This is a genomic window from Neobacillus sp. 19 (genome assembly GCF_049463095.1).
In the GTDB taxonomy this organism is placed as follows: Bacteria; Bacillota; Bacilli; order Bacillales; family Cytobacillaceae; genus Neobacillus.
On the sequence record NZ_JBMPZU010000041.1, the window covers coordinates 48,303 to 61,824 of the forward strand.

At 40.5% G+C, this 13,522-nt stretch carries 18 protein-coding genes and 1 tRNA gene; 9 read left to right on the plus strand and 10 right to left on the minus strand.

Going from position 1 to position 13,522, the window contains the following annotated elements; all coding sequences use genetic code 11:
- Nucleotides 1-18 precede the first annotated feature (18 nt).
- The 6 genes from ACO1D1_RS13485 (at nt 19) to ACO1D1_RS13510 (ending at nt 2,988) form a co-directional block, all read left to right on the plus strand.
- Nucleotides 19-486, plus strand: coding sequence for a YhcN/YlaJ family sporulation lipoprotein (locus tag ACO1D1_RS13485; protein ID WP_149869329.1), 468 nt, complete (start codon nt 19-21; stop codon nt 484-486).
- A gap of 16 nt (nt 487-502) precedes the next feature.
- Nucleotides 503-985 carry a stage V sporulation protein AC gene (gene spoVAC / locus ACO1D1_RS13490; protein ID WP_149869330.1) on the plus strand — a complete coding sequence of 161 codons (483 nt, stop codon included), beginning with the start codon at nt 503-505 and terminating at the stop codon, nt 983-985.
- The gene (gene spoVAD / locus ACO1D1_RS13495; RefSeq protein WP_149869331.1) at nt 986-2,005 is read left to right on the plus strand and encodes a stage V sporulation protein AD; all 1,020 of its coding nucleotides are present in this window, start codon (nt 986-988) and stop codon (nt 2,003-2,005) included.
- Between the two features lie 11 nt (nt 2,006-2,016).
- A complete protein-coding gene (spoVAE, locus tag ACO1D1_RS13500) occupies nt 2,017-2,373 on the plus strand; it encodes a stage V sporulation protein AE (protein WP_149869332.1) in 357 nt (118 codons plus the stop codon).
- 106 nt (nt 2,374-2,479) lie between these two features.
- Nucleotides 2,480-2,602 carry a YjcZ family sporulation protein gene (locus ACO1D1_RS13505; protein WP_149869333.1) on the plus strand — a complete coding sequence of 41 codons (123 nt, stop codon included), beginning with the start codon at nt 2,480-2,482 and terminating at the stop codon, nt 2,600-2,602.
- A 131-nt stretch (nt 2,603-2,733) separates the two neighbouring features.
- Nucleotides 2,734-2,988 (plus strand): stage VI sporulation protein F, encoded by a 255-nt coding sequence (locus ACO1D1_RS13510; RefSeq protein WP_149872635.1) that lies wholly within the window; start codon nt 2,734-2,736, stop codon nt 2,986-2,988.
- 25 nt (nt 2,989-3,013) lie between these two features.
- Here the strand turns inward: ACO1D1_RS13510 and ACO1D1_RS13515 are convergent, their stop codons facing one another.
- From ACO1D1_RS13515 to ACO1D1_RS13535, 5 genes are all read right to left on the minus strand, one after another.
- Nucleotides 3,014-5,317, minus strand: a complete 2,304-nt coding sequence (locus ACO1D1_RS13515; RefSeq protein ID WP_149869334.1) for a UvrD-helicase domain-containing protein — start codon at nt 5,315-5,317, stop codon at nt 3,014-3,016.
- 165 nt (nt 5,318-5,482) lie between these two features.
- A complete protein-coding gene (locus ACO1D1_RS13520; protein WP_149872636.1) occupies nt 5,483-5,905 on the minus strand; it encodes a GNAT family N-acetyltransferase in 423 nt (140 codons plus the stop codon).
- 6 nt (nt 5,906-5,911) lie between these two features.
- Nucleotides 5,912-6,424 (minus strand): YjcG family protein, encoded by a 513-nt coding sequence (locus tag ACO1D1_RS13525; protein WP_149869335.1) that lies wholly within the window; start codon nt 6,422-6,424, stop codon nt 5,912-5,914.
- 138 nt (nt 6,425-6,562) lie between these two features.
- Nucleotides 6,563-7,285, minus strand: a complete 723-nt coding sequence (locus ACO1D1_RS13530; RefSeq protein WP_423336205.1) for an alpha/beta hydrolase — start codon at nt 7,283-7,285, stop codon at nt 6,563-6,565.
- Between the two features lie 106 nt (nt 7,286-7,391).
- Nucleotides 7,392-7,616: a hypothetical protein gene (locus tag ACO1D1_RS13535; RefSeq protein WP_423336206.1), complete on the minus strand. Its 225-nt coding sequence runs from the start codon at nt 7,614-7,616 to the stop codon at nt 7,392-7,394.
- 167 nt (nt 7,617-7,783) lie between these two features.
- Between ACO1D1_RS13535 and ACO1D1_RS13540 the strand changes: the two genes are divergently transcribed.
- Together ACO1D1_RS13540 and ACO1D1_RS13545 are read left to right on the plus strand one after the other, a co-directional pair.
- Nucleotides 7,784-7,856 (plus strand) — tRNA-Val (locus ACO1D1_RS13540).
- 98 nt (nt 7,857-7,954) lie between these two features.
- Entirely contained in the window at nt 7,955-8,668 is a 714-nt protein-coding gene (locus tag ACO1D1_RS13545) for a type 1 glutamine amidotransferase (RefSeq protein ID WP_423336207.1), read from the plus strand.
- A 34-nt stretch (nt 8,669-8,702) separates the two neighbouring features.
- Here ACO1D1_RS13545 and ACO1D1_RS13550 read toward each other — a convergent pair whose 3' ends face one another.
- The 5 genes from ACO1D1_RS13550 to ACO1D1_RS13570 all read right to left on the minus strand — a co-directional run bounded on the left by ACO1D1_RS13550 (nt 8,703) and on the right by ACO1D1_RS13570 (nt 12,920).
- A complete protein-coding gene (locus tag ACO1D1_RS13550; RefSeq protein ID WP_149869339.1) occupies nt 8,703-9,644 on the minus strand; it encodes a dimethylarginine dimethylaminohydrolase family protein in 942 nt (313 codons plus the stop codon).
- 22 nt (nt 9,645-9,666) lie between these two features.
- Nucleotides 9,667-10,395 (minus strand): amino acid ABC transporter ATP-binding protein, encoded by a 729-nt coding sequence (locus ACO1D1_RS13555; protein WP_423336208.1) that lies wholly within the window; start codon nt 10,393-10,395, stop codon nt 9,667-9,669.
- Between the two features lie 40 nt (nt 10,396-10,435).
- Entirely contained in the window at nt 10,436-11,095 is a 660-nt protein-coding gene (locus tag ACO1D1_RS13560) for an amino acid ABC transporter permease (RefSeq protein ID WP_149869341.1), read from the minus strand.
- Nucleotides 11,096-11,202: 107 nt separating this feature from the next.
- Nucleotides 11,203-11,943 carry a transporter substrate-binding domain-containing protein gene (locus ACO1D1_RS13565; RefSeq protein WP_423336209.1) on the minus strand — a complete coding sequence of 247 codons (741 nt, stop codon included), beginning with the start codon at nt 11,941-11,943 and terminating at the stop codon, nt 11,203-11,205.
- A 32-nt stretch (nt 11,944-11,975) separates the two neighbouring features.
- Nucleotides 11,976-12,920 carry a dimethylarginine dimethylaminohydrolase family protein gene (locus ACO1D1_RS13570; protein ID WP_423336210.1) on the minus strand — a complete coding sequence of 315 codons (945 nt, stop codon included), beginning with the start codon at nt 12,918-12,920 and terminating at the stop codon, nt 11,976-11,978.
- Nucleotides 12,921-13,065: 145 nt separating this feature from the next.
- Here ACO1D1_RS13570 and ACO1D1_RS13575 point away from each other — a divergent pair.
- A partial coding sequence (locus ACO1D1_RS13575; RefSeq protein WP_423336211.1) for an amidohydrolase family protein occupies nt 13,066-13,522 on the plus strand: 457 nt, incomplete at its 3' end.

Sequence of the window (13,522 nt, forward strand, 5' to 3'; positions counted from 1 at the left end):
AGCAAGGAAAGGGATAAGATGGCGACTAAATACCGATTATTCATGCTTTTGTGTTTATTATTATTGGCAGCCTGTAATCATAACGACAAGGAAAAAGACAGTCGACTAGCATTGGTGAAAACGACAAATCCTAATCCAGTCATGACTGACAAAGCAAAGAACAGTGACGGAGTGGAAGAAATTAAAAAGGAGGTCAGTTCTTTGCCGGAACTTTATGATGTTGCCGTTGTAAAGGGGAAAAAGGATACGCTTGTCGTTTATAAGGTGAAGCATCTGCACCGTTTTAAAATGAAAAAGATCGAAAAGAATGTAAGTTCAATGCTAAAAGAGAAATATCCGAAAGAAAAATTTACGGTCTCAAGCGATTATAAGATTTTTCTTGAAACCGTCAGGCTGAATGAGCGCATGGAATCAGCAAAATTTACTCGGAAGGAAGCCGAAAAGCGGTTTAAGGAAATCGTAAAAATGACAGAAGATCTAAAGTAAGAAAGGAAGAATAAGTATGCCGAGCAAAGAAAAACAACAAAATATGACCCCACAGCAGCGGAACTATCAAGCGCTTCAGCAAAAGCATGAACTAAAAAGACCTGTACTGAAGAATTGTATTAAGGCATTTTGGGTAGGCGGACTCATTTGCGTGATTGGTCAAGCTGTCAGTTATTTTTACATATATTTTTTTAATTTTACCGAACAGAGTGTCGGCAATCCTACTGTTGCAACGATGGTCTTTTTCTCTATGCTGTTAACAGGCTTTGGCGTATATGACCGGCTGGGGCAATTTGCAGGGGCAGGAAGTGCCGTACCGGTTACCGGATTTGGAAACGCTGTTATTTCAGCAGCGATTGAACACCGGACAGAAGGATTTGTTCTCGGTGTGGGCGGGAATATGTTTAAACTCGCAGGCTCAGTCATTCTCTTTGGAGTATTCTCTGCGTTCGTTGTTGCATTGATTAAAACGCTGCTCGTAATTTGGGGGGTTTTGTAATTGTTAAAAGGGCATCAATCATGGGTATTCACAAATCGGCCAATGATTACAGCCACGGGTGTAACGGGCGGACCATTTGAAGCGAATGGAAAATTGGCGAATGATTTTGATTTATTATATGAAGACCTTTGGATGGGAAAAGAGTCATATGAGAAGGCACATCGTTTATTGCTTGAAGAGGCTATTAAACTGGCCTTGGAGAAAGGAAATATTCAAAAAGAACAAGTGCAATTTTTATTTGCCGGTGATTTAATCAATCAGATTACGCCAACGAGCTTTGCAGCCAGAACGATGCAGATTCCCTATTTCGGCCTTTTTGGTGCCTGCTCCACATCAATGGAGGGGTTAGCACTTTCGTCTTTTGTGGTTAATTATCAGGGGGCAAAATATGTGGTAACAGGTGCCTCAAGCCATAATGCAGCTGTAGAAAAGCAGTTCCGCTATCCGACAGAATATGGCGGCCAGAAGCCGCCGACAGCTCAGTGGACGATAACCGGCGCTGGAGTGGCCCTTGTGGAGCCTAATCAGACGGGAAGTCAGCACCCTGTGACAACTTCGGCGACCATCGGGAAGGTCATTGATATGGGATTAACTGATCCGTTTAATATGGGCGGGGCAATGGCGCCCGCAGCGGCAGATACAATTATTGCGCATTTTCGTGATCTGCAATTAGATCCATCACATTATGATTTAATTGTGACCGGAGACCTAGGCAGAGTCGGTCATGATACCGCATTTGAATTGCTTAACAAGAGCGGCCTGAATTTGCAAAGAAAACAATTTCAGGATTGCGGATTACTTATGTACAAGGATGATCAGCCGGTTCAGTCCGGAGGAAGCGGTGCGGGGTGTTCGGCTACAGTTATATATGGACACTTGCTAAATCAGTTAAAAAAGGGTACCTATAGACGAATACTGGCAGTAGCGACGGGGGCGTTATTATCCCCGCTCAGCTTTCAACAAAATGAGTCGATTCCATGTATTGCACATGCTGTGTCTATTGAGATGAATGAAGAATAGGGGGTGAGTCAATGCTTGCAATGTTTTTTTGGGCATTTGTGATTGGCGGGCTATTTTGTGTCATTGGGCAGCTTTTATTTGATGTAGCGAAACTAACTCCTGGACATACCTTAAGCTTGCTCGTTTGCATCGGATCTGTATTAGACGGGTTCGGACTGTATGAACCATTAGTTGATTTTGCCGGGGCAGGAGCAACGATACCCATCACAAGCTTTGGAAATTCCTTAGTCCACGGGGCAATGCAGGATGCGGAGGCACATGGACTTATTGGCGTATTAACAGGCATGTTCCAAGTGACCAGCTCAGGAATCTCCGCGGCAATTATTTTTGGATTTATTGGGGCACTAATTTTTAAACCTAAAGGGTGAAAAGCACATTTTTCTTCTAACTATTTGATAAGGCTGTCATGCCTATACACATTATTAAGTAATTTCATATGTTATTAATGAGATTACAAAAGTGAGGTGACAGTCTATGTGCTTTGGATATGGCGGCTACGGCTACGGCTACGGCGGCGGTTTCTACGGAGGTTCTACTTTCGTTTTAATCGTTGTATTGTTCATCCTTTTAATCATTGTCGGTGCAAGCTTCTATTAAGATTTACTAAGCTTGTTTCGATGGGAGGGGTGGCCCCAAAAAGTGGCCAGCCCCTTTCTTTTCCTTGTAATCACCAAATTCTTAATCCTTCATACAATAAAGTAGTTTATGAAGGAGTGTGAGTTTTGAACATGGATAATGGGTTCTTTAAAAACATAGAAAAGAAAACGGGCGTCAACATGAAAGATATCTTTGATTTAGCAAACTCCTTGCAGCATGCTAACTTTAAAGATGAAAAAACAGTCCGTAATGTGATTCGCAGAGTGTCTCAAATTGCCAATAAACCAGTAAGTAAAGATATGGAAGATCAAATTGTTAAATCCATTATTAACGATGGCAAACAGCTTGATTTCAATACAATTGCGAATATGATGAATAAGAAGTAAAGAAAGAAGACCTGCTCCTAAAATATTAGGAATCGGTCTTCTTCATTTTATTTATCGGAGCTAAGAACCTTGAGCGGTTTGCCTTTTTTCCTCTTCTGCTGCCCGGCACAGAAATCAACAGCTGCTCCCTGGCACGAGTCATCGCTACATAAAATAATCTTCTCTCTTCCTCAAGACCGGTAAAGTCGCCATTTCGATAAGCATCTAAGGCAAAATCGTGAGGCAGGCTTCCATCCACAGCACCGATCATGTAAACTGTTTCGTATTCAAGCCCTTTCGCACGATGGATTGTGCTAAGGCTGACGGCATCCGTAAAATGTTTGCTTAAATTTTTTATTTCCTTGTTCATTGCCGACATATGCGCGGTATGGGTCAGCAATGCCTCAATTGACTCAAAGCTTTTTGCTGCCACTTTAAGGTCCTTTAGATCATCCGATCCTTTTTCAAGCTTACTTGACTCATTTCCCCGTTTTTTAAGAAAATCAAGAAACCCAAGGTCTTTTTCAACCTTTTCTATGGCCGCGGCAGGGGACAAATGCTTTAGACCACGGATAACCGTTACCGCCTTTTTCAATTTTTTCTCTTGAAAGGCATGGGATGTTTTCAAGTGTGAAAGGGCCTCAAGGAAACTGCAGTCTTCTAGAATGCTCTCTGCTTTAATATCTTTTAGAACCGTTTGTTTTAAAAATAATAACGGAAGAATATCTGTTAGTGCCTGCAAATCATCTTCGTTTAAACTGACCCTTAAAAAGGCTAAAGCGCTCCGTACAATATAACGGTCGTAAAAGCTTTCCGCATCCTGGTCGATTTTAAACGGAAGGTTGGAGCTGGCTAAGCGTTCAAACACAGCACGGGAACTGGCATTTGTCCGATAAAGAATCGCAAAATCACTAGGGTTTGCTCCTTTTGAAATCTGTTCCTGGATATCGGTGACAATCATCGTTGCTTCTTCCTCTTCATCATAGGGAAAAAATAACAACGGCAGCGTTCCAGACGCAAATTGTGCCTTCATTTTCTTCGGCCGCCGTATTTTATTTGCGGCAATCATTTGATTCGCAGCGGCCACAATTTCATGTGTTGAACGATAGTTTTGGTCAAGGGTTACCAGTTTAGCGTAGGGAAAATCCTTTTCAAATTCCAATAAATAACTAGGGTCACTGCCCCTAAACGAGTAGATCGACTGATCATCGTCACCAACAGCACAAACGTTTTTATTTCTTCCTGAAAGAAGTTTAATGAGCTCGTACTGGACCTTATTTATATCCTGGAACTCATCGATTAAAAAGTAATGAAAGCGATTCTGGTACTGTTCCAGCAAGGCAGGAGAGGTGCTCAAAAGCTGATAACAACCAATTAACATGTCATCAAAATCAAACAGTCCATGTTGCTGTTTGTATTGCTCATATTTTTGATATAGGACCGCAGTTTTTTCTTCCCACGCGTTTTCGGGCTTCACTTCATTTGGAAATCTAAGCGAGTTTTTCCAAAAGCCAATTTGCTGCAGTGCTAAATCATAGGCAAATTCTTTTTCTGACAAGTTAAGTTCTTTACCGGCTGCCTTCAAAATTTTATCCCGCTGCCATTCTTTTTTCAGCAAATTGTCAGAAGACCAATTCCCTCCATCGTGAAACATAAGAATGCGATAAAAAATGCTATGAAATGTGCCGGTGACAAGCCGATTGATTTTTTCTCTTTTCATATTCGGGTAGGTGAGCAGCCTGTTCTTCATTTCGGCAGCGGCTTTCGATGTAAAGGTAACGAGCATGATATTGCGTGGATCGATTTGCTTAACTTCCAGCATAAAAGCGGTTCGCGCTGTTAATACCCTTGTTTTGCCGCTTCCTGCACCAGCGAGGACCAAAAGGGAGCCCTCCGTTTCCGTAACTGCCGCAGCCTGACTTTGATCAAGGACCGTTCCGTTTTCAGCAAGCTGCTGTAAATAGGGGGGAACATCGTGTTGATGTTGACTGATTTTTTGATTAAACGGGACAGTGTATTCAATGTTTTTAGCAGGTTTGAAGAATTCTAAGTCTTTGGAGGCTGCTGTAATGGTTCTGGCTTGTGGAATCTTAAATCCGTTGCGCTCAATGTATTGTTCATTTTCTTCTTTGGTGGTACTTGGAGTGACGGGATCCGGACATTGTTTTTCAGGTGAAAGTGCGTGATAAAAATGAGGGTTCCCCTGAATGCCAAGAAACAAGCGCACCTTCTCCTTGCAAACAGGACAGTGCAGTTCACCATTTTTTCCGGCAAGAAATATCTTTTGATAGTGACCGCGAGCTAGTTGATTTAGTGATATATTTTGATTTTGATAGATAGCTGTTTTCATATTTAAACCTCTATTTCTTCTAATAAGACATCTTCTATCATAACAAAACCGTGTAGGCAGGGGAAGGAGATTCATGAGCAAAAGTGAGATTACCAGTAATTAATATAAGCACTGAATAAAAAAAGACGAGTGCAAAGTCACTCGTCTTTCCAATAAACATTTAGCTTATCTTTCTTTCATCATAGTTTTATGGGGAATTCCTGCATCCAGAAATTCTTCTGAAACCACTTCATAGCCAAGGCCGGCATAAAAAGGAATGGCTTGAGTCTGGGCGTTTAGCTTTAATTTGTGTAATCCTTGTTCTTGGGCATGGCTCTCAATTGCTTTCATAATCGCCTTTCCGGCACCTGTCTTTCGTGCTTCTTTCATAACACAAATCCGTTCAACTTTCCCATATCCATCAATTACTCTAAATCTGCCGGCACCCACGGGTAATCCTTGATGATACATTACAAAATGGGTGGCATCATCTTCATATTGATCGATTTCTTCTTCAAGTGGAACATTTTGTTCTTCGACGAAAACAATCTTTCTTACTGAAAAAGCATCATCAAGTTCTTTTTGATTTTCAACAACTTTAACGGTCACGGTCAACTATTCCTCTCCAAGTCGAAATGTTTCATAAACGGTCCAAGAACCATTTTCCAACTGATAAAGAAGATGGAAACGGTCGATTGTTTCTTCGTGATTTACATTTGTCATCCGCAGTGCACCAAAGACGTCTGAGTGCTCATCGTTAGAAAGCTTTTGGCCAATTGTAATATGGGGTACAAAAGCATAATCAACACTTTGACTGTTAAACTTTTGATTAATATCATTGTGCAAATGTAAAAGCTCTTCCGTCGGATCTATTTTAAAATAAATCACATTATTGACAGGCTTAAATGAGCTGATTTTTGATGTTTTTAATGTGAACGGCTTAGTATTATTAGCGATTTGACGTAATTTATCAGCAAACTCCTTTGCATCTTCTTCAGGAGCTTCAAAGGCATTCTTTAACGTTAGATGTGGAGGAATAAGGGCATAATGCGGGTCATAGCGCTTTCGATAAGAATTCACTAAATCTTGAAGCTTTTTTGACGGGAAAATAACAACTCCAAATTTCATAGGTTAACCTCCATTTTAAAAAAATTATATTTTAAAAAAATAAAATAAAAAACAGGCTTCTTATCATTATAGCAAAAATTCAAAATATATAAAATAACTTACATACCTAGATAAAAACTTGTGCCGAAAGTTATAAGACTAAAATAACATTTTTAATGCCCTTCTTAAATCCGGCTGCCAATATGTCCAGGTATGATTTCCGTTGAACTCCTCATAAAAATATGTAAAAGGCTTTTTGGTGATTAATTTAGAGAGTTCCCGATTCGGGCTTAGGAAATCACTTACTTTGCCATCCGTGGTTCGAACTTCCGTTTCTTGGGAGCCGATCACATGATAAATTTCCACATGCTGTGCTTCGGAAAAGTCATTGACCAGCTTCAATACCTTTTCGTCTACCATTGGAGACTGCAGTAGTATCTTTCCAAAAGTATGTGGATATTGCAGTGCAGTCATTAATGAAACAGTAGCCCCAAGCGAATCACCAATAAGAGCCCTTGTGGTGCCCATATGATATGTTGGAAACTCTCTATCGAGGAAAGGCACTAATTCATGCGCTAAAAACCGAATATATTGCTGGTTTTGGCTGCCATCGGGATGGTACTTTCGCCGGCGGTCCTCTACATCTTTATAGGGTACCCCAACAATGATAATATTTTCAATCTCCCGTCCAAAAAGAAACTCATCTGCCAATCGACCAATCCGGCCAAGCTGAAAATAATCCCGGCCATCCTGCGCAATTAGCAGCGAGTATTTATAAAGCGGTGAGAAGTTTGCTGGGAGATAAATAAGGAGCTGCATTTCCTCGCCAAGTTCCTTACTCTGAAACATAAGTTCTTTAATAGTGCCTTTTGGAAATTCCATTACGACAATTCCCCCTTGATTCGAATAGTACAAGTGCATTTTAACATAACTGTTGAGGAATTGCTTTTAGTAGTATGAATGGTAGTGGATAAGGGCGGGAGAAGGATTAATGAAGATAGCGATGTTTGGATTGTGAGTCAGGCATAATAGATAAAATGTTTTCACGTTTAAAGGTACGCATTTGTTTCCGACTTAAACAATAGGCACGAATGTAGTCATCATTCACTTCTTTTACAATCAGTTTGCGCTGCGATAATTCCTGGTTATTCGCAAGGTAAATCATCTCCAACGGCAAATGTTCTTCGATTGAACGGATCAAAAGCCCATCCATTTAATTCACTCCCTTCATTATCTCCTATTGTAACCGAACGTTAGTTCTTTATTCAAGTGGAAATGGAGTGTATGTTTATGTGGTCGGGAAATTTTTGAGAAAAAACATTAAAACATTATTGACATTTTTAGCTTTTTCACTATAATTAGATTTGTAGCTTAATAAGAGATCTGTTAGCTCAGCTGGGAGAGCGCAACCTTGACAGGGTTGAGGTCGGGGGTTCGAACCCCTCACAGGTCATAACTAATCCTAATATCCAATTGATATTAGGATTTTTTTACAAAATGGAACCCCTAAATAATGTCAAATGAAATTTATTTATTGTATAAGGAGTTAACATGATGAGAATTCATTATATTCAAAATGACGAATTGGCTACCTTAGGATATATTCAGGAATGGGTAAAAGAAAGGAACCATTCTTTAACATGCACCCGAATGTACAACAATGAGGTTGTCCCATCTATGCAGGACTTTGACATGCTGATTATCTTAGGGGGAAGAATGGGAGCCTATGAGGAAGCGGATTTCCCATGGCTGGTGGACGAGAAGCATTTTATCCGTGAAGCGATTGAGCAGAAGAAAAAGGTGTTGGGTATTTGCTTAGGTGCCCAGTTATTAGCAGAAATTTTAGGTGGAAGAGTCTATCCACACACACACCAAGAAATTGGCTGGTGGCCAATTAGGCTGGAAGCGGATGTTCAATCACAGGCGCTTTTTGACGGAATCGGAGAGAGCATTACAGCGTTTCAATTCCATGGAGACACATATGATTTGCCGCCTGAGGCTTTGAGGCTTGCTTCAAGCAGAGGCTGTAAGAACCAGGCTTTTTCCTATGAGGATCATGTGATTGGGCTCCAGTTTCATCCTGAATTCACGAATGAGATCATTTCAGTCTTCGAACAGAAGCTAGGGAGCCACATTCCAGCAGGGGAGTTTATTCAAGAACCAAAGGACTGGATTAACCAGGATCACCTTTTAGAAGGTACTAAAACGCTGCTGTTCACTCTGCTAACTAATTTTGAAGCTGAATTGTTGAAGGTTAAGGTATAACTATAAAAAAGGATTGGGCCGAAGCTCAATCCTTTTACACTGGATCTCTATTTAAAAAAGCAGTCATACAATGGATGGCACCCCAGCCATTAATGATTTCGTCCATCTCAATCTCAATCACTTCAATACCATGTTCCATAAATAATTTCTTTGATTTCTCGTTACCTGATGGCATGACAATCTTTCCTGGCGCTAAGGCAACAAAGTTTAAACTCATTCCCTGTTTGAGTTCATCAATAAATGGCAGTTCTATTAATTCGATGCCAAGGTCGAGTAGTTGTTTCATGCAATCATAGGTTGTATGCCAAGGAAAAATGACAAGTTTATTTACATCAATCATATTCATATAACCGTCTAAATGGATGGATCCATAAGGGATTTGCGTTTTAATGATATTTTTGACACCAATATTTCTTAGCTCTCGTTCTACTTGAAGGGCACCTGACTCGTTTGACCGGCTGCCAGTTCCAATAATCACTGTTTCTCGATTGACCCACATCGCACAAGCGCCTTCGAAGTAGCCATCACCATTAATGGTTTTAATAATTGGAACACCAAGAGATGAGAGTGTCCTTGCCACCGCTTTTTCTTCGCCGCGTCTAGCAGGAATAGCAGGGCGGCAAATGATTGCTCCTTCAGGTGTCATGAACATTAAATCTCTCATAAAAAGGGCATTGGGCCGATCAGTTCGTTGGCCTTCTACATAGTGGACCTCAACTCCGAACGAACGGAAAAGGTCTGCTAAAGCATCTTGCTGTCTGCGCGCACGAACTGGATCCATAGGTGCACGAAAACGGACATCTGCAAAATTTTCCTTATTGATTCCTTCAATTTCTATTCCAGGCCGGTGTAAAAGGACAGATCTAAGTGTACCTACCTCAGAATCACAATACCAATTTCCCCATAGATCCTTTAATTCCTCAGAAAAATTCGTTTCAGCGGGAAACCAACGTTCCCCTTGGACTTTAACCTCCATGTTATGTACCTCCCAAAAAAATTTAATGATTAAGAACCTTGGAAAGAAAGCCTTTTGCTCGTTCCGATGATGGATTTGAGAAAAACTTATCAGGCGGTGCGACCTCTACGATTTTCCCATCTGCCATAAAGACAATTTGGTCGCAGATTTCTTTTGCAAAGCCCATTTCATGAGTAACAACGATCATCGTCATCCCCGTTTTTGCTAGACTCCGAATAGCGTCCAATACTTCATTTATCATTTCAGGATCAAGCGCAGATGTTGGCTCATCAAATAACATGACTTTTGGATCCATGGCCAGCGCCCGGGCAATTGCTACCCTTTGCTGCTGTCCGCCAGATAGTTTTGCAGGATAGGAGTCGAACTTTGATTCAAGCCCCAGCATGGAAAGTAATCTTTTTCCCTTTTCTTCTGCTTCTGCTTTGTTCATGTTTTTAACATTAATAGGGGCAATAGTAACGTTCTCCAGAGCCGTTAAGAAGGGGTAGAGATTAAACGATTGAAATACAAAGCCAATTTCAGTACGTGCTGCATTAATATTGGTTTTTTTATCATGAATCGAAATACCATCAACGATAATATCTCCTTCATCTATCGGCTCTAACGCATTTAACGTTCGAATGAGCGTACTTTTACCTGCCCCGCTTGGCCCAATAAGGGCAAAAATTTGTGATTGAGAAACTTCAAGATTAATATCTTCAAGAACTTTATGGTTTCCAAAACTCTTTTGTACATTTTTTATGGATATCATACATGTCACTCCTTTTACATCTCATGAAGGGGAGAGGGGATTATTCTGAAACTTGATATTTTTTCTCGAAAAAGCGAATAATTTGCGATAATGTAAAGGTCATTAAAAAGTAAAGTAAGGCAACAAATGTCCATACCTCAAGAGATAGGAAGGAGGTAGCCACTAGGTTTTTAGCAATAAGTGTTAAATCTACTACTGATATAACAGATACTAGTGAAGAGTCTTTAATCAGAATAATAAATTGTGATGCTAAAGGGGGCAAAACTTTTCGGAAAGCTTGAGGCAGAATAATCAGTCTCATAGCTTGTGTATATGTCATACCTGATGAACGGGCAGCTTCCATTTGCCCTTTCGGTACAGCTTGAATACCGGCCCGGACGATTTCGGCAACGAAGGCACCAGAAAAAGTAGCCAAACCTAAAATTGCCGACCAATAAGGCCCCAGACGGAAAAATTGGCCCAATACGAAGAATATCCAAAATAATAGCACCAGCAGTGGAATTCCCCTCATAATTTCCACATAGGCGGTGGCAACAAAAGATACTATTTTATTCCGTGAAATTCTTAATAAACCTACAATTATTCCTATTGGGATACTAAAAAGCAGAGCTAACGCTGAAATTTCCAGCGTTAGCCGCACACCCTCCAGGAAAAGCCCGATGTTATTTGGAATAACACTCCAATCTAATTGATATACCATTGAACAGGCCTCCTCAGATGTTTTCTTATTTCTTTTGTTCTACTTCATTCATCCAGTCAACGTTTTCAAACCATTTTGCAAAAGACTCTAATTCTTTCGGACTATTTTTATAGGAAGACAACAAAAGAATTTAACCATTGAACAGTTTCCAAATCGTTTTTACGTACGGCAATTCCTAAGTTTTCTTTAGAAATAAGGTCATAAACTCCGCGAACGCTACCTGGATTCATTCCCTCATAAGAACGAATACCTGGTTCATCGTAAATCACGCCATCAGCTTGTCCCTGAACAAGTGCCATAGAAGCAGCAGGGAAGTCCTCAAAATCAGCAACCTCCGCATTCTTGAAAACCTGTTTTGCTAACAGGGCACCGGTTGTACCTAATGAAACAGCAATTTTCTTACCTGGCTTATCAAGATCCTCCCATGATTTTGTTGCTGTGTCCTTTTTAGGAAGCATCAACACTTGGCCTGTAGCGAAGTAAGGATCAGCAAAACTTACAGATAATGCACGGTCACCGCGGATGGTCATTCCAGCAATAATCATATCGATTTCCCCTGTTTTTAGGGCAGGGATTAAGCCATCAAAACCGAATTGTTTAAATTCCACTTTCACTCCTAACGAATCGCCGATTGCTTTAGCCGTATCAATGTCATAACCAATAAATTCACCTTTTGTGTTTTTCATTTCAAAAGGGAAATATCCCGGGGCAGTACCGACAACTAGTTTCTTCGCTTTTACGACTTTATCAATAGTGGACTGTGCTTTTTCACCGCCTGAGGTTGATTGGGTACAGCCAGTGATGATAATCATGATTGCAACTAATAGAATAGTTAATAATTTTTTCATCTTCAATTCCACCCTCCTAGTTTTTTAGTAATTTAGACTGGGTCCCGATTCAAAAAGGCTGTCATGCAATGAATGGCTCCCCAACCTTTTAGAATTTCTGTCACATCCACTTCAATTACAGTAACTCCGGCATCCTCCAATTTTGCTCTCATTTCCGGGCAATTTGCAGGCATCACAACCTTACCAGGCTCTAATGCGACAAAGTTGACACAAGCGTTTGTCTTAATTTCATCCGTGTTAGTTGCTTCGATAATAGTAAAATCTCTCTCCAGAAGAACTTTGACCACATCATAAGGAACCTGCCAAGGGAAAAGTGCTGCAATTTTGCGGTCTGCAATATTGATCAAGCCATCTAAGTGGGCATGTCCATATGGAATTTCAAACGGGACTATGTACTTGACACCAAGGTTGCGCAATTCCGCTTCCACTTGTGCAGCACCGCTCTTATTTGCCCTTGAACCAGTACCAATTAGAACCGTTTCCCGGTCGATCCACATTCCACAAGCACCATCAAAAATACCTTCTCCGTTGATAGTTTTGATAATTGGAACACCGAGTTCCCCTAAAGCTTTGGCTGCAAATCGTTCTTCACCGCGGCGTGCCGAAATACCTAAACGACAAACGATCGCCCCTTCTGGTGTCATAAACACTTGATCTCTCATAAACAGAGAGTTGGGACGGTCTGCGTGTACTTCTTCGACATAATGAACATTCACACCATGAGATCGATAGACATCAGCTAACTTGTCATGCTCAGCTCTTGCTTTTTCCACATTCATAGGAGCTTTCCAACGGAATTGAGAGAAATTTGTTTGCGTTACAGTTTCAATTTCTTTTCCAGGCCTTCTTAAAAGAACAGCATGTAATTTTCCTATTTCTGAGTCACAATACCAATTTCCCCAGAGGGACGGCATTTCTGATTGAAAGGAATTTTCTAATGGAAACCATCGTTCACCTTGTATTTTTACTAGACTCATTGACCCACCTCCTTGTATTATAAATATATTAGCATAAAATTCTAAAAATTAAAAAGAGTGAAAATGTTATTCTACGAAAAATATTTTTTATTTAGGTAGTTGACAATCAAAATTTGGAAATAGCTTCAAGGGAGGGGTTGCTGGAATGAAAGTTAATTTAATTATTAAGAATGGACTTGTTATGACAATGGAAGGGAAAGGGGTCGGTATAATAGAGGACGGTGCTATTGCAATTAAGGGAAATACCATTGAGGCAGTCGGCTCGACATTTGAAATAACCCGCAATTATACGGCGGAAAGAGAAATTGACGCAAAAGATAAGTTGGTCATGCCAGGATTAATCGATGCTCATATCCATACCGGTCTGGCCCTGCTTCGTGGAATTGCCCAAGATATACCTCATTGGATGCAAAAAGGACTTTGGCCATTTATGAAGCATGTGACAACAGATGATAGTAAAAAGGGCTCGATGGTAAATATTATTGAAGGGATTCAAGCAGGTACAACCACATTTTGTGATTATGATCGCTCGATGATTGATATAGTTGAGAACTTTATAAAGATAGGGGCCCGTGCGAGGGTCGCCGAACTTGTTAATGAGA